18 protein-coding genes are annotated in these 24,729 nt (G+C 68.1%); 7 read left to right on the top strand and 11 right to left on the bottom strand.

All coding sequences use genetic code 11. The features are described 5' to 3' along the window. Positions 1 to 153: 153 nt before the first annotated feature. A complete protein-coding gene (locus ACFIMZ_RS01260; protein ID WP_431821072.1) occupies positions 154 to 978 on the bottom strand; it encodes a Cof-type HAD-IIB family hydrolase in 825 nt (274 codons plus the stop codon). 125 nt (positions 979 to 1,103) lie between these two features. After that, entirely contained in the window at positions 1,104 to 1,988 is an 885-nt protein-coding gene (locus tag ACFIMZ_RS01255) for a BadF/BadG/BcrA/BcrD ATPase family protein (protein ID WP_431821071.1), read from the bottom strand. Positions 1,989 to 2,130: 142 nt separating this feature from the next. Between ACFIMZ_RS01255 and ACFIMZ_RS01250 the strand changes: the two genes are divergently transcribed. After that, positions 2,131 to 2,733, top strand: a complete 603-nt coding sequence (locus ACFIMZ_RS01250; protein ID WP_010093035.1) for a DNA-3-methyladenine glycosylase I — start codon at positions 2,131 to 2,133, stop codon at positions 2,731 to 2,733. A 63-nt stretch (positions 2,734 to 2,796) separates the two neighbouring features. Here ACFIMZ_RS01250 and ACFIMZ_RS01245 read toward each other — a convergent pair whose 3' ends face one another. Further along, a complete protein-coding gene (locus tag ACFIMZ_RS01245; RefSeq protein WP_431821070.1) occupies positions 2,797 to 4,035 on the bottom strand; it encodes a PepSY-associated TM helix domain-containing protein in 1,239 nt (412 codons plus the stop codon). A 276-nt stretch (positions 4,036 to 4,311) separates the two neighbouring features. Between ACFIMZ_RS01245 and ACFIMZ_RS01240 the strand changes: the two genes are divergently transcribed. Next, a complete protein-coding gene (locus ACFIMZ_RS01240) occupies positions 4,312 to 6,435 on the top strand; it encodes a TonB-dependent siderophore receptor (RefSeq protein ID WP_431821069.1) in 2,124 nt (707 codons plus the stop codon). Positions 6,436 to 6,560: 125 nt separating this feature from the next. Here the strand turns inward: ACFIMZ_RS01240 and rpsU are convergent, their stop codons facing one another. Further along, complete coding sequence (rpsU, locus tag ACFIMZ_RS01235) at positions 6,561 to 6,773, bottom strand: 30S ribosomal protein S21 (protein ID WP_006401410.1); 213 nt, start codon at positions 6,771 to 6,773, stop codon at positions 6,561 to 6,563. A 554-nt stretch (positions 6,774 to 7,327) separates the two neighbouring features. Between rpsU and ACFIMZ_RS01230 the strand changes: the two genes are divergently transcribed. From ACFIMZ_RS01230 to ACFIMZ_RS01220, 3 genes are all read left to right on the top strand, one after another. Next, positions 7,328 to 8,149 carry a flagellin domain-containing protein gene (locus ACFIMZ_RS01230; RefSeq protein WP_431821068.1) on the top strand — a complete coding sequence of 274 codons (822 nt, stop codon included), beginning with the start codon at positions 7,328 to 7,330 and terminating at the stop codon, positions 8,147 to 8,149. Positions 8,150 to 8,342: 193 nt separating this feature from the next. Beyond that, positions 8,343 to 9,767, top strand: a complete 1,425-nt coding sequence (gene fliD / locus ACFIMZ_RS01225; RefSeq protein WP_431821067.1) for a flagellar filament capping protein FliD — start codon at positions 8,343 to 8,345, stop codon at positions 9,765 to 9,767. Positions 9,768 to 9,800: 33 nt separating this feature from the next. Then, positions 9,801 to 10,097, top strand: a complete 297-nt coding sequence (locus ACFIMZ_RS01220) for a flagellar protein FliT (protein ID WP_431821066.1) — start codon at positions 9,801 to 9,803, stop codon at positions 10,095 to 10,097. Positions 10,098 to 10,275: 178 nt separating this feature from the next. Here the strand turns inward: ACFIMZ_RS01220 and ACFIMZ_RS01215 are convergent, their stop codons facing one another. The 6 genes from ACFIMZ_RS01215 to ACFIMZ_RS01190 are packed head-to-tail and all read right to left on the bottom strand — an operon-like array spanning position 10,276 to position 21,464. Then, a complete protein-coding gene (locus ACFIMZ_RS01215) occupies positions 10,276 to 12,543 on the bottom strand; it encodes a tetratricopeptide repeat protein (protein WP_431821065.1) in 2,268 nt (755 codons plus the stop codon). Next, the gene (locus ACFIMZ_RS01210) at positions 12,540 to 15,029 is read right to left on the bottom strand and encodes a tetratricopeptide repeat protein (RefSeq protein ID WP_431821064.1); all 2,490 of its coding nucleotides are present in this window, start codon (positions 15,027 to 15,029) and stop codon (positions 12,540 to 12,542) included. Before ACFIMZ_RS01210 ends, ACFIMZ_RS01215 begins: the two co-directional genes overlap by 4 nt. Further along, the gene (locus tag ACFIMZ_RS01205; RefSeq protein WP_431821063.1) at positions 15,026 to 17,524 is read right to left on the bottom strand and encodes a tetratricopeptide repeat protein; all 2,499 of its coding nucleotides are present in this window, start codon (positions 17,522 to 17,524) and stop codon (positions 15,026 to 15,028) included. Before ACFIMZ_RS01205 ends, ACFIMZ_RS01210 begins: the two co-directional genes overlap by 4 nt. Positions 17,525 to 17,536: 12 nt before the next feature. Continuing rightward, entirely contained in the window at positions 17,537 to 18,742 is a 1,206-nt protein-coding gene (locus ACFIMZ_RS01200; RefSeq protein WP_431821062.1) for a class I SAM-dependent methyltransferase, read from the bottom strand. Further along, on the bottom strand, positions 18,739 to 19,680 hold the full coding sequence (locus ACFIMZ_RS01195; protein WP_431821061.1) for a UDP-glucuronic acid decarboxylase family protein: 942 nt from the start codon (positions 19,678 to 19,680) through the stop codon (positions 18,739 to 18,741). The genes ACFIMZ_RS01200 and ACFIMZ_RS01195 overlap by 4 nt, the downstream gene beginning before the upstream one ends. Continuing rightward, positions 19,677 to 21,464 (bottom strand): tetratricopeptide repeat protein, encoded by a 1,788-nt coding sequence (locus tag ACFIMZ_RS01190; protein ID WP_431821060.1) that lies wholly within the window; start codon positions 21,462 to 21,464, stop codon positions 19,677 to 19,679. The genes ACFIMZ_RS01195 and ACFIMZ_RS01190 overlap by 4 nt, the downstream gene beginning before the upstream one ends. Before the next feature lie 473 nt (positions 21,465 to 21,937). Here ACFIMZ_RS01190 and ACFIMZ_RS01185 point away from each other — a divergent pair, with 473 nt between their 5' ends. After that, positions 21,938 to 22,789 (top strand): hypothetical protein, encoded by an 852-nt coding sequence (locus ACFIMZ_RS01185; protein WP_431821059.1) that lies wholly within the window; start codon positions 21,938 to 21,940, stop codon positions 22,787 to 22,789. Next, a complete protein-coding gene (locus ACFIMZ_RS01180; RefSeq protein ID WP_431821058.1) occupies positions 22,786 to 23,640 on the top strand; it encodes a hypothetical protein in 855 nt (284 codons plus the stop codon). Before ACFIMZ_RS01185 ends, ACFIMZ_RS01180 begins: the two co-directional genes overlap by 4 nt. A gap of 102 nt (positions 23,641 to 23,742) precedes the next feature. On the opposite strand, the gene ACFIMZ_RS01175 is transcribed toward ACFIMZ_RS01180, so the two are convergent. Continuing rightward, a complete protein-coding gene (locus ACFIMZ_RS01175; RefSeq protein ID WP_431821057.1) occupies positions 23,743 to 24,726 on the bottom strand; it encodes a transketolase family protein in 984 nt (327 codons plus the stop codon). Positions 24,727 to 24,729: the final 3 nt, after the last annotated feature.

The raw sequence follows: 24,729 nt of genomic DNA, 5'->3' as shown, positions 1-24,729 counted from the left end.
AGCGAGCCTCACGCTGTCGAACAAAAGCGAGGCAGGCAAATTCAACGGGCGCCGTCGGCGCCCGTTTTTCATTGGGGCCTGCTCACGCCAATGACGGGCTTGCGCTGGCCGCCAGAATGAATTTTTTAATCACGGGAACGTGCCCCGGGGGATTCAGCGCGTCGCGGCGCCGTCCTCGAGCGCGAACAGCGCGCGCAGATGGCGCGCGACGCCCGCGTCGAAGTTGTTGCCGATCCGCGGGATGTGCGGCAGGCGCGCGACGAGATCCGGGTTCGCGTTGTTCATCATGAACGCGTGGCCCGCGGTTTCGAGCAGGTCGATGTCGTTCATGTTGTCGCCGAACGCGATGCAGCGGCCCGGCTCGACGCCGATCCGCCCGAGCACCGCGCGCAGCGCGCGGCCCTTCGACACGTTCGCCGCCATCACTTCGAGACAGTCGGGCAGCGAGTACGTCACGTACAGTGCGTCGCCAAATTGCGCGTGCAACCGTTCGGAGACGACCGCCAGATCCGCCGGCTCGCCGATGTACAGCACCTTCGCGATGTCCGTGCCCGCATGCGCCGCCATGTCGATCACGTCGTAGCGGAAGCCCGAATCCTGGTGGAAATCGAGCAGGTGCGGCGCATCGCGGTCGATCAGCCAGCCGTGATCGGCGAACAGGTTGACGATCACGCGGCCATGCGTGCCGGCGATATCGGGCTGCACGAGACGGCGCACGATCGCCGGATCGATGTCCTGCGCGTGGATCGTCGTGTCGTCGGGCGCATGCACGCGCGCGCCGTTCGACGTGATCAGGTACGGCCGGATGCCGAGCAGGTCGCGGATGCCCGCGACGTCCGCATAGTGGCGCCCCGTCGCGATGATGAACTGCAGGCCGTCGCGGTCGAGACGGCGCACGGTTTCGATCGTGTACGGGTCGAGCTGGTGATCGCTGTTCAGCAGGGTGCCGTCGAGATCGGTGGCGATGACTTTGTACATGGGACGGGATAGGGCGCGGCTGGCTATGCGGAATCGCTATTCTAGCGTCGCGCGCCGGGCCGCGTCGGGAAGTTGTCAGGTTCGCGCGCGGCTTGCCGGGCGCCGGCCCCGGCAAGCCACGCCGCTCAGCCGCCCGGCGCCGCCTTGAACGCGAACCTCAGCGCGAGCCTCAGCGCGCCGTGCGCGGAATCCTCGAGCGGCGCGCGCAGCCGCCCGGCGTGGCGCGCCGGCACCGCGGGCGCGAGCGCGTCGGCGAGCCCGCCGCACAGCGCGACCGGCAGCGCGCGCCGCGGATCGAGCGCGTCGATCATCTTGCCGATCTCGTCGCCCGCGTGCGCGATCAGCGCCGCCGCATACGGATGCGCGCGATGCGCGAAGACGATCGGCGCCAGGCGCGCATAGGCCGTCTGGTTCGCATCGCACGACCACTCGACGAGCGTGTCGCGATCCGCGGCGCCAATCTCGGCAAGCAGCGCGTCGGCCAGCGCGTCGCGCGGCACGCGGCCGTCGAGCGCCTGCTGCGCATGCGCGAGCGCGCGCAGGCCGAGCCAGGCGCCGCTCGCCTCGTCGCCCGACGGAAAGCCGAAGCCGCCCGCGATCCGGCATGCGCCGACCGGATCGAGCGCCGCCGCGATGCTCCCGGTGCCGAGCGCGACGATCAGCCCCGGCGCGCCGCCGTGCGCGCCGACGACCGTCGTATACGCGTCGCTTTCGACCACCAGCGCGTCGAGCGGCGCCTGCGCGCGGAACGCCGCGAGCCAGCTCGCGTTGTTGACGCCCGCCAGCCCGCAGCCGAGCACGCAGCGCGACCAGTCGAGCGCGAGCCCCGCTTGCGTGAACGCGTCCGCGCACGCGGCGCCGATCGACGCCCACGCGCGCTCGATGCCGAGGCCGAGCCCCGACGGGCCGCCGCGCCCCTGCGCGAGCTCGCGGCCCTGCCGATCCGCCAGCACCGCGCGGGTGCCGGTACCGCCGCCGTCGATGCCGATCGCGAAAAGAATATCCGTCATCACTTCATCCTGCCGATTCGAACAGGCGCCAAGCTTAACCGGATCGGCGCCGCGCGCCCATCTGCCGTTCGGCCGGCTTTGCCGCGTAGCGGGCTTCCGCTATGCTGGCGCGATCGAATCGACACTGGAAGTGAGGCACACGATGTCGCAGCGGTGCAACTGGGTGAAGACGGAAGCGGACGCTCACTATCACGATACCGAGTGGGGCGTGCCGTCGCACGACGATCGTCACCTGTTCGAGATGCTGATCCTCGAAGGCGCGCAGGCGGGGCTGTCATGGTCGACGATCCTGAACAAGCGCGCGGGCTACCGCGCGGCGTTCGCCGATTTCGACGTCGACGCCGTCGCGCGCTTCACGCCGCAACGCATCGAGAAGCTGCTGCAGGATCCGGGGATCGTGCGCAACCGCGCGAAGGTGCAGGCCGCGGTCGCGAACGCGCAGGCCGTGCAGCGGATTCGCGACGAGCACGGCTCGCTCGCGAAGTTCCTGTGGTCGTTCGTCGATCACGCGCCGATCCAGAACGCGTGGCAGTCGTATCGCGACGCGCCCGCGTCGACCGAGCGCTCCGACGCGCTCAGCAAAGCGCTGAAGGCTTACGGCTGCAAGTTCGTCGGCTCGACGATCTGCTACGCGCTGATGCAGGCGACCGGCATGGTCAACGATCACGAGGTCGGCTGCCCGTGTCACGCGCAGTGCGCGGCGCTGGGCGGCAAGCGGCCGGCACGCAGGCGCGCGGGCGGATAGCGGCGGGCGCCGCCCGTTCGCGGACGGGCGGTGCGCCGGGCCCCGCGCCGCTCACCGCACCACTCACCGCACGATACGCGGCGCAGCCGCCGCCCGCCCTCCGCTCGCCGCGCGGGCGCGCGCCACGCGCTTCTTCAGCCAGATGCAGATCCCCGTCACGCTGAGCATCGCGATCACCACGCCCAGCGCGCTGACGAGCACGCGCCCCGCCACGCCGGCGATCCGTCCGGAGTGCAGCGGGAACTGCGCGTGCATGAACACGTCGCCCGCCGAGCCGCGCCCGGGCACGACCGCGGCGACCCGACGGCCGGTGGTCGCGTCCCAGTACAGCCACGGGTTGCCGAGGCCGACGTCGCCGTGGTCGTTGCCGGGCGCGAAATACCCGATCGCATAGACGTTCATCGCCGGCGCGAAGAACAGCCCGCCGACCGGTGCGGCAATGCCGTCGGCGCGCGCCGCGTCGCGGGCGATCGCGACGATCCGCTCGCGCGCGAGCGGCGCGCTGCCGGCCGGCGCGGGCGGAAACCGCTCGGGGTTCGTGAACGGCGTCGCGGCAAGCGGCGACAGGCGCGCGACGAGCGGCCTCACGACCTGGTTGCCGAGGTTCATCGACACCGACGTGACCGCCACGACCGCGAGCAGCCCCCAGATCCACACGCCGCCCGAACGGTGCAGGTCGAACACGAGCGGATACCCGCCGCGCTTCACGCGAAACGCGAACGACTTGCGCCAGCTCTTCAGGCTAGGGAACGCAAGCCACAGCGCGATCAGGCTGTCGACGCACCAGGCGATCCCGACGAGCCCCATCAGCCACGTGCCGAGGTCGATCCCGCCGCGCATGGGCAGGTGCAGCGTGTAATGCAGCCGGTACAGAAACGGGACCAGCTCGAGCCGCGCCAGCGATAGCGCGCCCCACTCGCGGCGGGCCTGCACCGCGCCGGTCGCCGGGTCGACCGCGATCTGGTTGAAGTCGAGCGGATACGGCTGGCCCGTCGCGCGGTCGATGCGCGGCTGCACGCCGACCACGAGCGTGCGCCCCGGCTCGACGCCGAGCGGCAGATACGTGACCTGCACGCGCGGATCGGCCGCCTCGATGCGGTTCGCGAGTTCGAGCGGCGCAAGCGGCGAAAGCGGCGCGCCGCCGCTGCGCGCGTCGTAGAACGCCGGATTCAGCCACGCGTCGAGTTCGTGATCCCACGCGATCACCGCCCCGGTCAGCCCCGCGACGAACAGGAACAGCGCGGTGGCGAGACCGAGCCAGCGGTGCAGCCGCACCAGCCAGGGCCGCAGGAACGCGGTCATCGCGCGTACCCGCGGACGAAAGCGGCCGGCGCGCCGAAAGGACGCCGGTCGAGCCGGCAAGGAGTCGGGCAGATCATCGGTTTTTCTTGGAAGTCGGGCGGTTGTGCGCGCTGCCGCGCGTCGCAAGGCAGGACAACGAGGCAAGACAGCGACGCAAGACAGCGAATGTCCTTTTCCCCGGCATGGATTTGACGTGCACGCGACCGCGTTTGATACGATGCGCGACATTTTATACGAATGCGAATCATTCGCAGTATTATTCACTCAGCCGATATCATGACCTTGCCTCGCGCCCGCCTCGCCTCCCATCCGCTCCGGCTCGCCGCCGTCCTCGCGTTCGCCGCCGCATCGCACGCGCATGCCGGGGAGGCCGCCGCCGACGCAGCCACGCTGCCGGCCGTCAACGTGACGGCGACCCACGATTCGCCGCAGCACCTGCGCGACGAAATCTCGGGCGGCGCGCTCGGCAGCCTGCGGCAGCTCGACACGCCGTTCTCGACCACGATCGTCACGTCCGAGGAACTGGAGGCGCGCCGGCCGTACAAGCTCGGCGACGTGTTCGCGGGCGACGCGTCGGTGTCCGACAACAGCGGCGCGTACGGGGCGTGGGCCAGCTATGCGACGGTGCGCGGGATGCAGGTCGACTGGCAGAACGGCTTCAAGATCGACGGGCTGCCGTTCATCGCGTACGGGATCACGATGCCGTACGAGCAGCTCGAACGCGTCGAGCTGCTGAAGGGGCTCGGCGGCTTCATGTACGGCTTCGCGACGCCGGGCGGCGTGATCAACTACGTGACGAAGCAGCCGGGCGCAGCGCCGGTGCGCAGCATCGACGTCGGCTATCGCAGCACGAACATCTGGACCGAGCATGTCGATCTGGGCCAGCGCTTCGGGCCGAACGGGATGTTCGGCGCGCGGCTGAACGCGACGCACGAGGAAGGCAAGACGTACAACGACGGCAACATCCGCCGCGACAGCGTGTCGCTGGCACTGCAGGCGAACCTGACGCGCGACCTGTCGGTGAATTTCGGCGCGCTGTACCAGGAGCGGCGCACGACCGGCCAGACGGCGTCGATCTTCATGGGCCGCTACCAGGGCGGCGCACTGCCCGCGACGATCAGCGGCGGTACGACGAACCTCGGCGGCAGCGACCAGTACCTGAACACGAACCTGCAGCTCTACACGTTCGGCGCGCAATACCAGCTCGCGCCCGACTGGCAGCTCAGCGCGACGTACAGCTACAGCAAGGCGGCGCGCAAGCGCAACGAGAGCACGCTGACCCTGCAGAACGCGGCGGGCGACTACACCGACAGCCGCTACGTCGGGGCGGAGGGCCACCACTTCAGCCAGTGGCAGGCAATGCTCGAGGGCAAGGTCCGCACCGGCCCGTTCAGTCACCGGATCGTGATCGGCGCGGCCTGGCAGAAGCAGTCGAACGACTACTCGACGAACAGCGTGTCCCAGCCACTCGGCGCCGGCACCCTGTATGCGCCGAACCCGTACCGCTTCGACAGCCCGCATGGCTTCGTCCAGTACCGCGACAGCGAGATCACGCAGAAGTCGCTGTTCGCGAGCGACACGATCGCGCTCACCGAGCGCTGGTCGGTGCTCGCCGGCGCGCGCTACATGAACTACGAGCAGACCTCGTTCAAGCCCACCGGCGGCGCGAACCCCGGCTACGCGCAGAACGGCGTCGTGACGCCGACCTTCACCGTGATGTTCAAGGTCGCACCGGCCACCACCGCCTATGCGAGCTACGTCGAATCGCTCGAACCGGGCAGCCGCGTGAACGACGTCTACGCGAACGCGGGCCAGGTGCTCAAGCCGCTGCGCAGCAAGCAGTACGAAGTCGGGATCAAGAGCGAGCAGGCGCGCTGGAGCGCGACGGCCGCGCTGTTCCGGATCGAGCGCATGGCGGAGTACGCGAACGCCGCGAACGTCTACGTTCAGGATGGCGAAGCGGTGTTCCAGGGGCTCGAGCTCGGCGCAACCGCGCAGCTCGGCCGGCACTGGAACGCGGGGCTCGACCTGATGCTGCTCGACGCGTGGTACGCGAAAGGCGCGGCCAACAACGGCAATCGCGTCGCGGGCGCGCCGCGCTTCGTCGTCGCCGGCAAGCTCGGCTACGCGGTGCCGGCCGTGCCGGGCCTCACGCTCGGCGTCGACGCGAAGTTCACCGGCGCCACGCCGCTGCGCGCGGCGGGCGGGATCGACGCGCCGGGCTTCCTCGTCGTCAACGCGGGCGCGAGCTACCTGACCCGCATCGGCCACCACGACGTCACGCTGCGTGCGTCGCTCGACAACCTGCTGAACCGCCGCTACTGGGAATTCCAGTACGCCGACTACGTGAAGCCGGGCGATCCGCGCACGGTGAGCGTAAGCGCCCGGATCGACTTCTGACGGCGGCGGCGCGGGCTTGCCCCCGCGCCGCTCGCGCCTGCCTGCGCGCCGCCCCAAAAGCAAAACGGCGGAGCGGCTTCTTTCGAAGCACGCTCCGCCGTTTCGCGGCGAACCGTCAGACGCTCTTAGTGGAGCTTCTTCGGCAGCATCTGGCTGCGCAGGCGCTTGTGCAGGCGCTTGACGGCAGCTGCCTTCTTGCGCTTGCGGACTGCGGTCGGCTTTTCGTAGGACTGGCGCTCGCGCAGTTCAGCGATCAGGCCATTTTTTTCGATAGCGCGGCGAAAGCGGCGAATCGCCACTTCGAACGGCTCGTTTTCTTTCAGAAGAATCGTCGTCATGTCGTTCCTAAATTGCTTAAACGGTCAAAAACGTAGCGGCCAAGCGCCACGCACCGGCCATCCGGGCGTTCCCACAACAGGCGAAACGAGCGGAAATACGGCCTCGGAGGCCGGAAAAGAGAGGCGGAAAGCACCGCGAGTACGCTTCACAAGCCGCGTGCAGCGCCGCGTTTGACTGCCAGCAAACGTGCCGATACGGCACAGGCGTGACAGAAAATCTCAATTCAGCCCGCCATGATATCAGGGAATCACAGAGAAAACCACCCTTTTCGCGTTCCCCGCGGCCGACCCTCGACGGCCGCGGCCGGACGAGCGGTTTGCGAATCAGCCGCCGGAACCGCCCGGCGCGCCCGCCGGCCTTGTGTTGGCCGACGGTTGGCCGAGGTCCGCGGGGCCGCCCGATCTTTCCGTCCCGAATTTCCTTCAGCAACCCTCTAAAGTTTTCGCCGGATGCCGCCGTCAACCAGGAAAGGCGGCCAGCGCAACTCGCGATAAGCGCGACGCCGAGATTGAAAACCTGCCTCACACAGGCGTTTTCCCAAACGAGGAAGCAAATGCTGAACATCAACACCAACATCCTGTCGCTGTCGACGCAGACGAACCTGTCGGGCACGCAAAACGCGCTGTCGCAGGCAATCAACCGCCTGTCGTCGGGCAAGCGCATCAACACCGCAGCTGACGACGCGGCAGGCCTCGCGATCTCGACGTCGCAAACGGCAGCGATCAACGCGCTGAACCAGGGCGTTGCGAACGCGAACAACGGCATCTCGATGATCCAGACCGCCAACGGCGCGCTGCAGTCGACGATCGACAACCTGCAACGTATCCGCGTGCTGGCACAGCAAGCAGGCGACGGCTCGCTGGATTCGGGCGCCCGCGCGAACCTGCAGGCTGAAGTGACGACGCGTCTCGGCGAAATCGACCGTGTCGCATCGCAAACGACGTTCAACAGCCAAGCAGTCCTGGGCGGCGCAAGCACCGTCACGTTCCAGATCGGTGCAGCAGCGAACCAGACCATCAGCGTCAACTTCGGCTCGACGACGTGGAACTCCTCGGGCATGAGCGTCAGCTCGGTCAGCGTCACCGACCAGACGGTCGCGCAAACGGCGCTCACGTCGATCGACGCAGCACTGAAGCAAGTCAACACGTTCCAGGCAACGCTGGGTGCAGCACAGAACACGTTCCAGGCTGCCATCACGACGACGCAAACCCAGTCGACCAACATGAGCGCTGCTCGCTCGCAGATCACCGACGCGGACTTCGCGACGGAAACGGCGAACCTGAGCAAGGCGCAAGTGCTGCAACAAGCAGGCATCTCGGTTCTGGCGCAAGCGAACTCGATGCCGCAACAAGTCCTGAAGCTCCTCCAGGGCTAATCTCGCAGTACGCGCGGCGGGCCACGCGCCCGCCCGCCTCCGGGCCCGGCGGCGTCGCCATGCGACGCATCGCGACGCCGCCGGAACAGCCCGAATCCGAATTCTCCAGGGAGGCACGCCTCCCTCTTTGCTTTGAACCGCGGCCACCCGCCGCATCGCGTACGTTGATTGCGCGGACGACCGGAGCAACGGCATGACCACCACAACCCCCATCACCAGCGCGAATGTCAGCAGCATCCTGGCCCAGGCCGGGCAATCGCTCATCGCGGGCTCGACCAATTCGACGCTCGACGTCAATTCGCTCGTTTCGACGCTGGTTCAGTCGAAGACGGCCGGACAAGCGGCCATCCTCAATGGCAAGCTGACCGCCGACAACGCCCAACTGACCGCGATCGGCCAGCTGAAGTCCGCCATGTCCGCGCTGCAGACCGCCCTCACCGGCCTGTCGAACGGCAGCACGCTCGCGAGCCTCGCCGCGACGGCGAGCGGCACCGGCATCACGACGACGATCAAGAGCGGCGCCGGCGCAGTGGCGGGCTCGTACCAAGTCAATGTCTCGCAGTTCGCGTCCGCCAACAAGCTGACGTCGGCCGGCCTCACGTCGTCGGATACGATCTCGTCCGGCTCGCTGAGCATCACGTACGGCAGCAACCCCGCGTTCAACGTCAACGTGTCGGCCGGCGCGGCGCTGTCCGACATCGCCACGTCGATCAACTCCGCGTCGGGCAACCCCGGCGTCACCGCATCGGTCATCACGGGTTCGGACGGCCAGCACCTCGTGCTGCAATCGAACCAGACCGGCGCAGCCAATGCCATCGCGATCACGGGCACGGGCGTCAATTCGAAACTGACGTCGGGCTACGCGACGACCACGCCGGCCGCCGACGCGAAGCTGACGATCGACGGCACGCCGGTCACGAGCGCGTCGAACAGCGTGTCGGGCGCGCTGACGGGCGTCACGCTGAACCTGGCGCCGGGCACCCTCGCGCTCAACACGCCGCAGACGATCACGCTGTCGCAGGACACGTCCGCGATGACGACCGCGATCAACAATTTCGCGAACGCGTACACCAGCTTCGTGACCACCGCGAAACAGCTGTCGTCCTACGACCCGACGTCGTCGAACGCCGGCCCGCTGCTCGGCGACTCGATGCTGAACTCGATCCAGAACACGCTCGCGACGGCGCTCAGCAGCGGCGTCACGACGGGCGGCAATACCTATTCGCTCGCCTCCATCGGCATCAACCTGAACGCCGACGGTTCGCTGAAGGTCGACACCGCCACCCTGACCACGGCCCTCGCGTCGAACAGCTCCGCGGTGTCGGCGATCTTCAACACGACCAACGGCATCGGCCAGACGCTCTCGTCGACGATCACCAACTACACGAAGACGAACGGCCTGATCGACCAGCGCACCAAGGCGATCAACGCGGACGTGACGAACCTGACGAATCAGCAGACCCAGCTGTCGACCTACGCGACCCAGCTGACGAATCAGTACAATGCGCAGTTCACCGCGCTGAACACGCTGATGGCGACGATGGCGAACAACACCCGCTATCTGACGCAGCTGTTCGGCGGCCAGAACAGCGCCGGCGCGATGGCCACCAACAAGTAAGCCACCGCTGCACCGCACCGACGGAGCCTGACCATGACGATCGACACCCTGTCCCGCGCATTCGACCTGACCCGCGACATGCAGTCGGCGACCGACGCGCGCGACTGGGAGCGCGTCGCGGCGCTCGCCGACGAGCGCTCGCCGCTGCTGATGGGCCTGTCCAGTGACCAGACGCCGGACGCGCTGGACCTGCTCCGGCAGATCATGGCGATCGACGCGACGATCGCGGAGCAGGCTCAAGCGGACCGGGACCGTCTGAGCGTGGAATTTGCGCAGTCCCGCGACCGGATCAAGGCCGCGAGCGCGTACCAGACGACCGGCATGCTGTGACCGGCCCGGCGCGTCGTGCGCCGCGCCTTTCGAACCACAAGACGCCGCCAGTCGAGCGGACCGTTGTCGCCGTACCGTCGAGCCGCTTCAATGCGGCTCTTTTTTTGGTCGATCGCGGGAAGTCGTCGACGGTCGGGCGGCGCGGCACGATCACGCGCGCCGTGCCTCACCGTCGCCGTTACCCGCGCGCCGCCCGTTCGACAGCCGCGTCGACCATCTGCGCGAACGCCGCTTCCAGGTGACGCGCAAAGCGCGGCGCATCGCACAGCGGCGAGCGCAGCAGGCGCGCCCGCAGCCCCGCCCGCACCGCCGCCAGCCGCGGCAGATCGCTCGCGAACGCGGCCGCCTTCGCGACATAGTCGTCGTCGTCCTGCGCAATCCATTCCGGCATGTCGAGCGTGTGCAGGATGCTCTCGCCGATGTGCGACAGGAACCGCTCGCCGCGCCGCGTGACCAGCGGCACGCCCATCCACAGCCCTTCCAGGCTCGTCGTGCCGCCCGGATATGGGAACGGATCGAGCGCGATATCGATGTCGTTGAACGTGCCCAGATGCGCGACGCGCGTCGAGCCTCCGCGCTTCAGCAGGCGTTCGGCGGCGATGCCGTGCGCGGCAAAGCGCGCGGCCAGATTTGCGCGCAGCGCCGCTTCGTCGAGCTGCGGCGATTTCAGCAGCAGGCGCGAGCCCGGCACCGCATGCAGCACGCGGGCCCACAGCGCGATCACCGCGTCGCCGAGCTTGTTCGCGTTGTTGAGGCTGCCGAACGTCACGACGCCGTCGCGTCCGGCGGGCAGCGGTCCGACCACGAGCGGATGGTCCGGCGGCGTGAAGCACAGATAGCTGTCCGGCAGCCGCCACGGCCGCTCGACGAAGTGCGTCTCTTCGTCGGCCGGCAGCACATGGCGGTCGCCGATGACGTAGTCGATCTCGGCGATCCCCGTCGTCGCAAAGTAGCCGAGCCACGTCGCCTGCACCGGCGCGGGCTTCCACGCGAACAGCGGCAGACGATTCAGCGACGTGTGGCCGCTCATGTCGATCAGGATGTCGATGCCGTCGCTCGCGATCAGGTCCGCCGCGGCCCGGTCGTCGAGCGCGGTGATGTCGCGCCAGATGGCGAAGTGCGGCTTCAGCGCGGCCGTCAGGTCGTCTTCGCCCGACTGCGTCGCGTACGCGGCGAGCGCGACCTTCGACGGGTCGAGCGCCGCCACCACGCTCTGCAGGAACACCGCGACCGGATGCGATCTCAGGTCGCCGGACACGAGGCCGACGCGCAGCGCCCGCCCGTCGGCCGCGCGCGGCGCATGCCGCCTCGGCGACGCCTGCTCCGCCATCCGCGCGCCGAATTGCCGCGCATGGTCGAGCAGTTGCGCGGGCGGGCAGTACGCGGTGCTGGCCAGATAGAACATGCGGCCGGAATGCGCATTGCGGTACGCCGGATCGAGCGCGAGCGCGCGATCGTAGCTCGCGAACCCGGCCTCGAAGTGCCATAGCGCGCAGAGGATGTCCGCGAACACCGCGTGCATCTGCGCGGTCTGGCCGGGCAGTGCAAGCGCGATCCGGCAGCATTCGAGCGCCTCGGGCCGCTTGCCCTGCCGGACCAGCAGTTGCGCAAGGTGGTGATACAGGTCCGCGCGGTCGGGCGCCGCGGCCACCGCGCGCCGCAGGCTCGCCGCCGCGGCGTCGAGATCGCCCGCGCGGTCGAACACGGCGGCCAGGTTGAAATGGGCCTCGGTGTCGCCACCCTGCGACGCGCGCGTCAGGCTCTCGATCGCGAGCGCGAGTTCGCCGCGCTCGTACAGCACGATCCCGAGGCTGCGATGGGCGGGGTACAGGTCCGGCTGCAGTTCGACCGCGCACCGGTAGCAGCTCGCCGCATCGTCGAGCCGGCCCTGCGCGCGAAACACGTTGCCGCGGTTGTTGCACGCGGCCGCATAGGCCGGCTCGAGCGCGAGTGCCTTGTCGTACGCGCGCCCGGCGGCGTCGAGTTCGCCCTTGTCCTGCAGCGCGTTGCCGAGGTTGTTGTACGCCTGCGCGTAATCGGGGCGCAACGCGAGCGCCTGCGCACAGCTCAGCATCGCGGCGTCCGGATCATGCGCGTCGCGCAGCGCGTTGCCGAGGTTGCTGTGCGCCTCCGCATAGTCGGGCTTCAACGCGACCGCGCGCCGGAAGGACGCGATCGCGTCGTCGAGCTGGCCGTGCGCACGCAGCATGTTGCCGAAATTGTTCAGATAGACCGGATCGGCGCGCAACGCGATCGCCCGTTCCATCAGCGCGAGACCGGCGGGAAACTGCCCGAGCTGGCACGCGAGCAGGCCGAGGAAATGCGTCGCGTCGGGGTGATCGGGCTCACAGCGGCGAATCGCTTCGTACAGCACGCGCGCATCGGCGAGGCGGCCGGCCTGATGATGCGCGAGCGCCGCTTCCAGTTGCTGGGCGATCCCGCTCATCGTGCGTCCCTGGCCGGCGCGTCACCGGCCGCATAGCGGGCCCACATGCCGTGCAGCGCGTCCTCGAGGTTGCGGGCGAAGCGGGCCGCATCGCACAGCGGCGACGCGAGCGTGCGCTCGCGCAGCGTGGCATGCAGCGTCGCCAGCGCGTCGCGGTCGCGCGCGAACGCGACCGCCTTCTCCAGGTACGCGGCTTCGTCGTCCGCGACCCAGTCGCCCATGCCCGCCGCATGCAGCACGCTCTCGCAGATGTGCGTGACGAACCGGCTGCCCTTCATCCCGATCACCGGCACGCCCATCCACAGCGCTTCGGCCGTGGTCGTGCCGCCCGGGTACGGGAACGGGCTCAGCGCGACGTCGATGCGGTTGTACGCGGCGAAATATTCCGCACGCGGCGAGCCGCCCTCGAGGATCAACCGGTCCGCGCCGATGCCGTGCCGCGCGAAACGGTCGAGGGTCACCTGGTTCAGGTCGCCGACGCCCAGCTCGGGCGCCTTCAGCAGCAGGCGCGCGTCCGGCAGCGCGTGCAGGATGCGCGACCAAAGCGCAACGACGTCGTCGCTGATCTTGGTCAGCTTGCCGAAGCAGCCGAACGTGACGCTGCCGTTGGCCGACATCGGCCGCGATTCGATCGCGACGTCGTACGCCGGCGGCGTGAAGCACAGGTAGCTGTCCGGCAGCCGCCACGGCTTCTCGACGAAGTGATGCGCCTCGGCGTCCGGCAGCGTGTGGGCATCGCCGATGAAGTAGTCGATCGCGTAGCAGCCGGTCGTCGCGAAGAAGCCGAGCCAGCTCGCCTGCACCGGCGCGGGCTTGTGCGCGAAGACCGGCAGCCCGCTCCAGTTGGTGTGGCCGGCCATGTCGATCAGGATGTCGATGTCGTCATCGCGGATCACCTGCGCGGCCCGCTCGCGGCTCATGCAGGTCAGCGTGTTCCAGCTCGCGAAGGCGGGCTTGAGCCGCACGGTCACGTCGTCCTCGACGAGGAAGGTCACATAGGCATGCGGCTCGATGCGCGAGCGGTCGAGCCGCGCAAGCACGCTTTCCAGGAAGATGCCGACCGGATGCTGGCGCAGGTCGCCCGACACGAAGCCGACGCGCAGCGGCCGCCCCTGCGCCTGCGCGACGCGCTGCGCGCGGTCGTGCTCGAACGGGTGCGCATCACGCGCAAGATACTCACCGTATCGGCGCGCTTCCGCGACCCATTCGTCGGGCTCGAACGCCGAGGAGCTCGACATGTTGAACATCAGCCGCGCATACGCGCGATACGGGTCCTGATCGACCGCCGCGCGAAACGCGTCCACCGCGCCGGCAAAATCGCGCTTCGCCCACAGGATGTCGCCAAGCGTCAGCTGAATCTTCACCGGATCGGCGCCGAGCGCCCGCGCGATCTCGTAATGCTTCGCAGCCTCGTCGAGCTTGTCGCGCCGATACAGCGCGTCGGCGAGGTTGTGATGCGCGTCGGCATCGCCCGGGTTCAGGTCGACCGCATGCCGGTGGCTCAGCTCCGCGGCGTCCATCCGGTCAAGGTTGAGATACGCGACGCCGAGGAAGTTGTACGCTTCGGCCAATTCGGGATCGAGCTCGATCGCGCGACGGCACAGCTGCACCGCCTGCTCGTATTCGCCGCGCTGGCAGCCAAGCTCGCCGAGCCGGGCCCACGCCGGCGCATGTGCCGGATCGATCTCGATCGCCTGCGCGAGCACTCTGGTCGCGTTGTCAAAATCGTTCATGCCGCAAAGCAGCTTGCCGAGCACGTAGTGCGCGTCCGCGTCGCGCGGATCGAGCCCCGCGCGCGCATGCTCGACCGCGCCGTGCGGATCGCCGGCCGCAATCAGCGTCGCGCTCAGCCCCTGATGCGCGACGCGAAACCCGGGGTGCAGCGCGAGCGCGCGGCGATAGGCGTCGGCCGCCGCGTCGAGCTTGTCCTGCGCGCGCAGCGCGTTGCCGAGATTGCTGTACGCCTCTGCGTACTGCGGGTTGTGCACGACCGCCTTGCCGTAGCTCGCGGCCGCCGCGTCGTGCTCGCCCAGATCCTGCAGCGCGTTGCCGAGGTTGTTGTACGCCTGAGCGTAGCCGGGGCGCAGCTCGATCGCACGCGCGCAACTCGCCATCGCGGCCGCCGGGTCGCGCGCATCGCGCAGCGCGTTGCCGAGGTTGTTGTGCGCCTCCGGATAGTCCGGCCGCAGCGCCACCGCGCGGCGGTAGTGTGCGATCGCGTCGTCGAGCCGCCCGCATTCGCGCAGCATGTTGCCGAGGTTGTTGAAGTACGACGCGTCCGGCCGCGCGACGAGCGAGCGCTCCATCAGCGCGATCCCCGCGTCGTACTGCTTGAGCTGGCACGCGAGCAGCCCGAGGAAATGCAGCGCGTCCGGCTGGCCCGGCTGCGTGGCGAGGATCGCCTCGTACACCGCCTTTGCTTCGGCGAAACGCCCGGCCTGGTGATGCGTCAGTGCAGACTGCAGAGTGTCGTGGATTGTGTTCATGCTTCGTTTGCCGTATCCGTATAGCGTTGCCACATGCCGAGGAACGCTGCTTCGAGATGCGCCGCGAACCGGCGCGCGTCGCACAGCGGCGATGTCAGCAGCTGCGCGCGCAACCCGGCGCGCAGCGCGGCGAGCCGCTCGCGGTCGCGCACCGCTGCAAGCGCCTTCGCGACGTAAGCGTCCTCGTCGTCCGCGATCCAGTCGCCCATCCCCGCCGCGTGCAGCACGCTCTCGCAGATATGCGTGACGAACCGGCTGCCCTTCATCCCGAGCACCGGCACGCCCATCCACAGCGCTTCGGCCGTGGTCGTGCCGCCCGGGTACGGGAACGGGCTCAGCGCGACGTCGATGCGGTTGTACGCGGCGAAATATTCCGCACGCGGCGAGCCGCCCTCGAATTCGAGCCGGGCCGCGTCGATGCCGTGCCGCGCGAAGCGCGCGATCGTCGCGTCGCGCACGCTCGCGCGGTCGAGCTCCTGCGCCTTGAGCAGCAGCCGCGCCGCCGGCAGTTCATGCAGCAGCCGCGACCACGCGCGCACGACGTCATCGCCGATCTTCATGAGCTTGCCGAAGCAGCCGAACGTCGGATGGCCACGCGCCGCCATCGGCAGCGGACCGACCGCGACGTCGTACGCCGGCGGCGTGAAGCACAGCCAGCTGTCCGGCAGCCGCCACGGCTTTTCGACGAAGTGATGCGCCTCGGCGTCCGGCAGCGTGTGGGCATCGCCGATGAAGTAGTCGATCGCGTCGCAGCCGGTCGACGCGAAGAAGCCGAGCCAGCTCGCCTGCACCGGCGCGGGCTTCCAGCCGAACACGGCGAGCCCGCTGTCCTGCGTATGACCCGCGAGGTCGACGAGGACGTCGATCCCGTCGTCATGAATCATCCGCGCGGCCGTGTCCGGGGCGAGCCCGGCGATCGAGCGCCAGCCTCCCGCATGCGGCTTCAGCCGCGCGGTGATCGCGTCCTCCTCGTCCGAGGTCACATAGACGCGCAGGTCGATGCGCGTGCGATCGAGATGCGCGAGCACGCTTTCCAGGAAGATGCCGACCGGGTGCTGGCGCAGGTCGCCCGACACGAAGCCGACACGCAGCGGCCGCCCTTGCGCGCGCGCGGCCCGCTCGCGCGGATCGTGCGCGTAGCGCGTCGAACGCGCGGCCAGGTGCCGGCCGTAGCGCCGCGCATCGTCCAGGTAGTCGGCAGGGCTCACGCACGCGGACGCCGCCGCGCTGAACAGGAGCCGGCCCAGCACGTCGGCCGCGCCGTCGTCGGTGTCGTCGCGCATCCGTGCAAGCGCGTCGCGATACGCGGGCACCGCCGCGTCGACGTTGCCCTGCGCGCGCAGGATGTCGCCGAGATTGACGTGCATCGATGCGCTCGGCGCGCCGGCGTCCAGCGCGCGCCGGCAATACGCGAGCGCCTCGTCGAGCCGGTTCAGCTTGAGCAGCACGGCCGACAGGTTGTGGCACGCGCCGGCGTCCGCCGGATTCAGTGCGACGGCCGTGCGATAGCTGGCCTGCGCCGCGTCGAGTTGCTCCAGCCCGTGATATGCGTTGCCCGCGTTGTTGTGCGCGTCGCCGAGGTCCGGCGCGAGCCGGATCGCGTCCTGCGCATGCGCGAGCGCTTCCGCGTAGCGCATCTGCCGGCGACGCACGCCGCTGAGGTTTGCGTGCGCGACCGCCATCGATGCGTCCAGTTCGATCGCCCGGCCAAAGTGCGCGGCGGCGCCGTCGAGGTCGCCGGTGTCGCGCAGCAGGCCGGCGAGATTGTTGTGGACGCTCGCATCGTCGCTTTCGGCCGCGATCCGCAACGTGCTCACGGCTTCGTCCAGTGCGCCCTGCGACCACTGCACGAGGCCGAGGCCGTGACGCGCGACGTGCAGGCCGGGCTGCAGCGCGAGCGCGCGGCGATAGGCGTCGGCCGCCGCGTCGAGCTTGTCCTGCGCGCGCAGCGCGTTGCCGAGATTGTTGTACGCCTGCGCGTACTGCGGGTTGTGCACGACCGCCTTGCCGTAGCTCGCGGCCGCCGCGTCGTGCTCGCCCAGGTCATGCAGCGCATTGCCGAGGTTGTTGTACGCCTCCGCGTAGCCGGGACGCAGCTCGATCGCACGCGCGCAGCTCGTCATCGCGGCCGCCGGGTCGCGTGCGTCACGCAGCGCGTTGCCGAGGTTGTTGTGCGCCTCCGGATAGTCCGGACGCAACGCCACCGCGCGGCGGTAGTGCGCGATCGCGTCGTCGAGCCGACCGCATTCGCGCAGCATATTGCCGAGGTTGTTGAAGTACGACGCATCCGGCCGCTCGACGAGCGACTGCTGCATCAACGTGATCCCCGCGTCGTACTGCTTGAGCTGGCACGCGAGCAGCCCGAGGAAATGCAGCGCGTCCGGCTGGCCCGGCTGCGCGGTGAGAATCGCGTCGTACAGCGTCTTCGCTTCGGCGAGGCGTCCCGCCTGGTGATGCGCGAGCGCCGCCTGCAATGCCTGTGCGGTTCCGTCCATCTCGCGCCCTGCTCAATACGGATGCGGGTCGCGTCCGAAATCGATCAGGTTGCCGCCGTGCTCGATCATCACGGCCGACGCCGCGATCCCTTCGCGGGACATCTCGGCGACGATGTCGCGCGCGCGCCACTGGGTCGGGATGATGATCACGTCGGCCGGCGCGGCTTTCAGCGCGTCGCGGAACACGATCTGCTGCCCGGTGCCCGGCACGTAGGTGCCGACCTTGTCGGGATCGGAATCGACGACGAGCGGGAAGCGGGCCGCATCGGCGTCGAAGAAATGGATGAACGCCGCCGCCTTGCCGGTACCGCCCCAGATCGCGACCCGCCGGCCCGACGTCGCCAGCTCGGCGAGCTGTTGCGCGATGCCCGCGCGATGCTCGACCGTGCGGGCCGCGAAGCGCGCCGCCGCGTCGGCGCGCGCGCGCACGGGCGCCGGCACGCCGAGCCGGACCAGCGCATAGACGACTTCGCCGTCGTAGCCGTGCGCGAGCGTGACGATCTCGCCGGCGCGCGCCATCAGCGCGCGGAACGATTCGGTCGTGAACTGCGACACGTGCTCGTAGAAGAAATCCGCGAGCCGCTCGGTCTCGAACACGCGGTCGATGCACGGCACCTCCGCGAACAGCCAGCACGGGTTCGGCTGGCTCGCCGCGCCCCACGCGAGCTGCTCGACGAGCTTCGCCGGCTCGGTCAGGTGTTCGAGCACGTGGCGGATCACGATCGCGTCGGGCCTGAACGCCGCCATGTCGGCGAGCGGTTCGAACAGGCGCGCATGGAACTCGATGCCGTTGCCGGTGCCGACGCTCGCGTTCGGATCGAAGCCGATGAAGCGCCCGCCGCCGCTCGCCTGCGCGAGGCCGCGCACGAAATGCGCTTCGCCGCAGCCGATCTCGACGACCGTCGGCGCGGCGGACAGGTTGCCGAGCAGCAGGTCGCGCGTGGCCGCCAGATGCCCCTTCCAGATGCCGCCGTTGTTGAACATGCGGTTCGGATTGCTCTGGTACGGAATCGCGTCGTAACGGAAGCGGTGATTCCACACGTGCGAGCAGCGCGGGCATTGCACGAACTCGAGCGCATGGCGCGGCAGCGCGCGCGCGCTTTCCGCGGAATCGGGCCACGCGAGCGTCGCCAGCGTGCAGGCGCCGGCATCGAAGAACGGCGCGGCGACCGAGTGCGCGCAGACGGGGCAGGCGGCGTCGATCAGTTTGAGACTCATGCTTTCACCAGGTTGCGGAAGTAGGCGATCGTTTCCTTCAGGCCGTCCTCGAGCTGGACACCCGGCTGCCAGTCGAGCCGCTGGCGCGCGCGGCCGATGTCGGGCCGGCGCTGCAGCGGATCGTCGGTCGGCAGCGGGCGGTATTCGATGCGGCTCTTCGAGCCGGTCAGGCGCAGCACGCACTCGGCCAGCTCGCGGATCGTGATCTCGCTCGGATTGCCGAGGTTCATCGGCCCGGTGTCGTCGTCCTGGTCCATCATCCGCACGAGCCCTTCGACGAGATCGTCGACGTAGCAGAACGAGCGCGTCTGGCTGCCGTCGCCGTATAGCGTGATCGGCTCGCCGCGCAGCGCCTGCATGATGAAGTTCGACACGACGCGGCCGTCGTCGGCGCGCATGCGCGGGCCGTAGGTGTTGAAGATCCGCACCACGCGGATGTCGACGCCGTGCTGCCGGTGGTAGTCGAAGAACAGCGTTTCCGCGCAGCGCTTGCCTTCGTCGTAGCACGCGCGCGGCCCGTTGGGATTGACGTTGCCCCAGTAGCTTTCCTGCTGCGGATGCTGCTGCGCGTCGCCGTACACCTCGCTCGTCGACGCCTGCAGGATGCGCGCGCCGCACCGTTTCGCGAGGCCGAGCATGTTGATCGCGCCGAGCACCGCCGTCTTCACCGTCGACACCGGGTCGCTCTGGTAATGGACCGGGCTCGCGGGACACGCCATGTTGAACACGCGGTCCGCCTCGACGTACAGCGGCAGCCACACGTCGTGACGGATCACCTCGAAATTCACGCGGCCGATCAGGTGCGCGATGTTCTGCTTGCTGCCGGTGTGGAAGTTGTCCACGCACATCACGTCGTGGCCGGCGTTCACGAGGCGCTCGCACAGGTGCGAGCCGAGGAAGCCCGCGCCGCCGGTGATCAGGACCGATGCGCCGTTCACGCGGACGCTTCCGGTGCGGCTTCGACGTGGCGCGCCCACATCGCGTGCAGCGCGTCCTCGAAATTGCGGGCGAAGCGGGGCGCGTCGCACAGCGGCGACGCGAGCACCTGCGCGCGCAGCGTCGTGCGCAGCACCGCCAGCTCGGCGGGCTTGCCGACCTGCGCGACGGCCTTCGCGACGTACGCGTCGTCGTCGTCCGCGATCCATTCGGGCAGCCGCGCCGCATGCAGCAGGCTCTCGGCGATGTGCGACAGGAAGCGGTCGCCGCGACGGCACAGCACGGGCACGCCCATCCACAGCGCTTCGGCGGTCGTCGTGCCGCCCGGGTACGGGAACGGGCTCAGCATCAGGTCGACGCGCCGGTACGCGGCCAGGTACTCGGCGCGCGGCGAGCGGCCTTCGAGGATCAGGCGCGACGCATCGACGCCGTGCGCCGCGAAGCGCTCGGCGAGCGCCTGCTGTTCGCGCGGATCGTCGAGGTGCTCCGCCTTCACGAACAGCTTCGCGCCCGCGACCGCCTGCAGCACGCGCGACCACACCGCGACGACGCGGTCGGTGATCTTCGCGAGCTTGCCGAAATAGCCGAAGGTCGGATGGCCGTTCGCGAGCATCGGCAACGCGCCGACGTCGATCGCATCGGCCGGCGGCGTGAAGCACAGATAGCTGTCCGGCAGATGCCACGGCCGCTCGGTGAAATGCGCGGCCTCGGCGGGCGGCAGCACGTGACGGTCGCCGATCACGTAGTCGATCGCGCGCACGCCGGTGCTCGCGAAGTAGCCGGGCCAGCTCGCCTGCAGCGGCGCCGCCTTCCACGCGAACAGCGGCAGGCGGTTGTAGATCGTGTGGCCCGATGCGTCGAGCAGCACATCGATGCGGTCCGCGCGGATCTGCGCGGCCGCCGCCTCGTCGCTCAGGCCGGCGAGGCAGGTCCACGTCGAGAAACAGGGCTTGATGCGGGCCGTGACGTCGTCCTCGACGTCGCGCGTCGGGTACGCATGCATCTCGATCCGGTTCGCGTCGAGATGCTTCAGCATGCTCTCGATGAAATAGCCGACCGGATGCGACTTCAGGTCGCCCGACACGATGCCGACCTTGAGCGGCCGCCCGACGCGGGCGGTCAGGTCGACGAGCCAGTCCGTCCACGGCTTCGCGCGGCGCGTGACGAGTTCGTCGTAGCGTGCGGCCTCGGCAAGATACGCGTCCTGGTCGAACGACTCGCTGCAGTGGCTCGCGAACAGCAGGTTGCTGCGCGGCTCCGGCAGTTCGGGGTGCAGCGCGACCGCGTGCTGGTATGCCTCGAGCGCGGCCGGAATCTCGTTCAGGTCGAACAGCGCGTTCGCAAGGTTGTTGTAGGCCTTGGCGTTGTCCGCCTGCAGCGAGATGACCTTGCAGAACGCATCGACGGCCGCGCGGGCGTCGCCGGCGAGCCGCTGCGCGTTGCCGAGGTTGTTGTACGCATCGACGTAGTCGGGCCGCAGTTCGGTCGCGAGGCGGAAGCACTCGGCGGCGGCGGCATGGCGGTTGTCCGCCTGCATCACGTTGCCGAGGTTGTAGTAGTAGATCGCGTCGGGCTTGACCTCGATCGCCGCCATGATCAGGCTGGATGCCTCTTGATAGCGCCCGTACTGATGGCCGATCAGGCCGAGGAGGTGGAGCGCGTCCGCGTGCCGGGGATCGGTGTCGAGGATCTGCCGGTACAGGGTCTCGGCCTCTTCGAGCCGGTCGGCCTGATGGTGCGCCAGCGCGTGTTCGATCGTGGCGGTGGCGGGGGAAATGGGCATCATGAGATCTGTCGTCCTGCTAGCCAATACGGGGTTCGAAACGCGGCGGCGCCGACGCGGCGGCCGCGCGGGGCGCGCTGTCGGAAATGGCGCGAGCGGCACGTCGCCGCAGCCGCGCCAGAGTCGGCCGCAGCCTGCGGGCGCACGCACTTACAGTCTCCGACTGTGTCCGAATTCTCCCCGCGCACACCGCGTTCCAATCCGGTGATCAGGTGCCGGAATTGGTCGCTATTCCCGCGACTGCAAGCAGCCACCGCGGGCGCTCCGAAAATCGCGCAGGACACCCGCGCATCCGTCGAAAAGCAGGGTGAAACAGCCCGCTAATCCGACATTCGATCCTGGCGGCGATCGATAGACTTGATCGTAGAAAGATGTCCGGCTTGCGACGTGCGGACGGATACGCATTCCGATGCCAGCAAGATTTGCACGTCCCGCAGTTGCACGAAACGACGTCCGGTTTTCCAGCAAGCATCGTGATGAAGAACTTTGTCCACCAGATTTATGACTCGCCCGAGACCCGCGCGGTGCTTGATCCCGGTTTCATCGCGCTCGACAACACCGGGCAGCGGCCCGAGTGGCCCGAGTACTGGCCGATCCGGCGTTTCCTGACGGAAAACACGCTCGACCCGGAGGCGCGCTACGGCTATCTGTCGCCGGCGTTCCACCAGAAGACGTCGCTGACGGCGGATCAAGTCCATCAGTTTCTGGCGACCACATCGGACGATGTGGACGTCGTGACGTTTTCGCCTTGCTTCAGCAGCGGCGCACTGTTCAAGAACATGTTCGAGCAGGCCGAATATTGCTCCCCCGGCATCGCGCCAGTGTTCGAAGGCGCAATTGAACTCATCGCGCCGGGCGCAGACGGCAAAGCGGTGCTGGACAACCTCGTCATGAGTTCCGCGGAGACGGTGTACTGCAACTATTTCGTCGCCAAACCGCGTTTCTGGCAAAGCTGGCTGAACGTGTGCGAAGCGATCTTCACTGCAGCCGAAGCCGGCAACAGCGCCCTTGCCCGTTTGCTGAACGCGCCCGTGCGCAGCGAACCGACCACGCTGGCTCGCGCTTTCGTCGTCGAACGCATCGCGTCGTTGATCCTGAGCCTGGAACCCACTTCCTGGAAGGTCCGGCCTTACGACTCGATGTCCATGCCTGACCCGAACGTTGCCAGTGCCTGCCGAGACGAACTGATCGAACTCGACGCGCTAAAGCTGGCCGCCGTTCATACGGGCAATCAAGCGTATTACCGAAAATTCCTGGAACAGCAGCCGGCCGTACTCAAGCGCGTCGAAGCGCTCGCCGCGCCCAGCCAGACGTCGGGACTTCGATGAGAAATTACGTCCATCAGATTTACTACTCGCCCGAGACGCGCGCGAAACTCGATCCGGGTTTCATCGCGCTCGACAACACCGGACAGCGTCCAGACTGGTACGAGTATTGGCCGATCCGACGTTTCCTGCTGGAAAACACACTCGACCCGGATGCGCGCTACGGTTTCTTTTCACCAAAATTCAGAGAAAAGGCAGGACTGAGTTCCGCGCAGGTCGAGCGGTTTCTGGCCGACACGCCCGACGACGTGGACGTCGTGACGTTCTCTCCGTACTTCAGCAATATCGCGTTCTTCAAGAACGTGTTCGAGCAGGCCGAATACTGGCATCCGGGTATTTCCTCGACGCTCGCCGGCGTGATGACACTGATCGCCCCACACCACGACAGCGCAGCGCTGATGAACGGTCTCGTGATGAGCACCGCCGGTACGGTGTACTGCAATTATTTCGTCGCGAAACCGCGTTTCTGGCAGCGCTGGCTCACGCTGTGCGAGCGGATTTTCATGGTTGCCGAGGCGGGCGATACCGAGCTTGCCCAGCAACTGAACAGCAACCAGCGCTACGTGCTGCCGACACCGGCGAAGGTATTCGTGATCGAACGCATCGCGTCGATCATCCTGAGCGCCGAAGCGGCCGAATGGAAAGTCCGGAATTTCGATTCGACATTGCTGCTCGCGGACAATGCACTACTGGGCGGCAAATACCGCGAGGAGATGGTCACACTCGACGCCCTGAAATACGCGGCTGGCATCACCGGATTCCGCGGGTATTTCGACCGGTTCATTCAAGCACGAGAACGACTGATCGCGCGCTATCGGGAAGAGTCGGCGGCACCTGAACGCGCTCTGACCTGAGCTGATGCCTGTCGACGCGGTCTGCTCGAGCCATTGATCAAACCGGCCGTCGTCGATCGTGCGCGACGCTGCGCCGCCCGCTCGCCGGGCGGCGCATCCTGCTCAGTCTTTTGAGCCGTCCATGAACGCCCGGATACGTTCCGCGATCTTCGGTGCGACGAGCCCGTGCTTTTCGAGCAGGTAGCGATATTCGCCCGCCTTGTCGAAGCGATCCGGCAAACCGATGATGAGCTGCGGCGGCGCATTGCGCAGAGCCGCCTTGTATTCCGCAACCGCGCTGCCCAGACCGCCGACGATGGAATGCTCTTCCACCGTCACGATCAGTTTCGACCGCGCGCACGCCACGTCCACGGCGGCCGTATCGAGCGGCTTGATCGTATGCATGTTCACGACGCCCGCCGCGATGCCCTGCTCTTCGAGCAGCTTCGCCGCAACCAGCGATTCATGCACCATCGATCCCGTCGCGACGATCGTCACGTCCGCCCCTTCGCGCAGCGTAATCGCGCGGCCGATCTGGAAGTCATAGTCTTCCGTATAGACGGGCGGATTGTTCACCGCGCCGGTCAGGCGGATGTACATCGGCCCCTTGAACTGCGCGGCCGCCTCCACCGTCTTGACGATTTCCGCGCAGTCGGCGGGACACACGACCGTCATGTTGGGAATCGCGCGCATCACGGCGGCGTCCTCGATGCCATAGTGCGAATTGCCGAGGAACGCCATCGACACGCCGCTGCCGATCGCCACCGCCTTCACATTCATCTCCATGTAACCGAGATTCATGCGGATCTGCTCGGCGGCGCGCATCGAGATGAACGGCGCAAAGGAGGTCGCGAACACGTTGTAGCCTTCTTTCGCGAGCCCAGCCGCGACGCCGATCATGTTCTGCTCGGCGATGCCGACGTTCAGGAATTGCTCGGGATACGTCTTCTTGAAGCGATCGAGCCCCGACGAGTTGCCGAGATCGGCGGACATCACCATCAGGTCCGGATAACGGTCGCCCAGCGCCAGCACCGCCTGGCCGAATACGCCGCGCGAGCCGAGACGTGACCATTGCCGCGCGTTGCTTGCATTGATTTCCAGCATCATGTC

It is taken from the genome of Burkholderia sp. F1, assembly GCF_050813845.1.
Lineage (GTDB): Bacteria > Pseudomonadota > Gammaproteobacteria > Burkholderiales > Burkholderiaceae > Burkholderia > Burkholderia ubonensis.
This window is presented reverse-complemented; position numbering and strand designations above follow the sequence as displayed.

What these genes read in the sequence shown, in the direction of transcription:
- ACFIMZ_RS01260 (WP_431821072.1), bottom strand. Translation starts at nt 978, where the DNA reads ATGTACAAAGTCATCGCCACCGATCTCGACGGCACCCTGCTGAACAGC.
- ACFIMZ_RS01255 (WP_431821071.1), bottom strand. Translation starts at nt 1,988, where the DNA reads ATGACGGATATTCTTTTCGCGATCGGCATCGACGGCGGCGGTACCGGC.
- ACFIMZ_RS01250 (WP_010093035.1), top strand. Translation starts at nt 2,131, where the DNA reads ATGTCGCAGCGGTGCAACTGGGTGAAGACGGAAGCGGACGCTCACTAT.
- ACFIMZ_RS01245 (WP_431821070.1), bottom strand. Translation starts at nt 4,035, where the DNA reads ATGACCGCGTTCCTGCGGCCCTGGCTGGTGCGGCTGCACCGCTGGCTC.
- ACFIMZ_RS01240 (WP_431821069.1), top strand. Translation starts at nt 4,312, where the DNA reads ATGACCTTGCCTCGCGCCCGCCTCGCCTCCCATCCGCTCCGGCTCGCC.
- rpsU (WP_006401410.1), bottom strand. Translation starts at nt 6,773, where the DNA reads ATGACGACGATTCTTCTGAAAGAAAACGAGCCGTTCGAAGTGGCGATT.
- ACFIMZ_RS01230 (WP_431821068.1), top strand. Translation starts at nt 7,328, where the DNA reads ATGCTGAACATCAACACCAACATCCTGTCGCTGTCGACGCAGACGAAC.
- fliD (WP_431821067.1), top strand. Translation starts at nt 8,343, where the DNA reads ATGACCACCACAACCCCCATCACCAGCGCGAATGTCAGCAGCATCCTG.
- ACFIMZ_RS01220 (WP_431821066.1), top strand. Translation starts at nt 9,801, where the DNA reads ATGACGATCGACACCCTGTCCCGCGCATTCGACCTGACCCGCGACATG.
- ACFIMZ_RS01215 (WP_431821065.1), bottom strand. Translation starts at nt 12,543, where the DNA reads ATGAGCGGGATCGCCCAGCAACTGGAAGCGGCGCTCGCGCATCATCAG.
- ACFIMZ_RS01210 (WP_431821064.1), bottom strand. Translation starts at nt 15,029, where the DNA reads ATGAACACAATCCACGACACTCTGCAGTCTGCACTGACGCATCACCAG.
- ACFIMZ_RS01205 (WP_431821063.1), bottom strand. Translation starts at nt 17,524, where the DNA reads ATGGACGGAACCGCACAGGCATTGCAGGCGGCGCTCGCGCATCACCAG.
- ACFIMZ_RS01200 (WP_431821062.1), bottom strand. Translation starts at nt 18,742, where the DNA reads ATGAGTCTCAAACTGATCGACGCCGCCTGCCCCGTCTGCGCGCACTCG.
- ACFIMZ_RS01190 (WP_431821060.1), bottom strand. Translation starts at nt 21,464, where the DNA reads ATGATGCCCATTTCCCCCGCCACCGCCACGATCGAACACGCGCTGGCG.
- ACFIMZ_RS01185 (WP_431821059.1), top strand. Translation starts at nt 21,938, where the DNA reads ATGAAGAACTTTGTCCACCAGATTTATGACTCGCCCGAGACCCGCGCG.
- ACFIMZ_RS01180 (WP_431821058.1), top strand. Translation starts at nt 22,786, where the DNA reads ATGAGAAATTACGTCCATCAGATTTACTACTCGCCCGAGACGCGCGCG.
- ACFIMZ_RS01175 (WP_431821057.1), bottom strand. Translation starts at nt 24,726, where the DNA reads ATGATGCTGGAAATCAATGCAAGCAACGCGCGGCAATGGTCACGTCTC.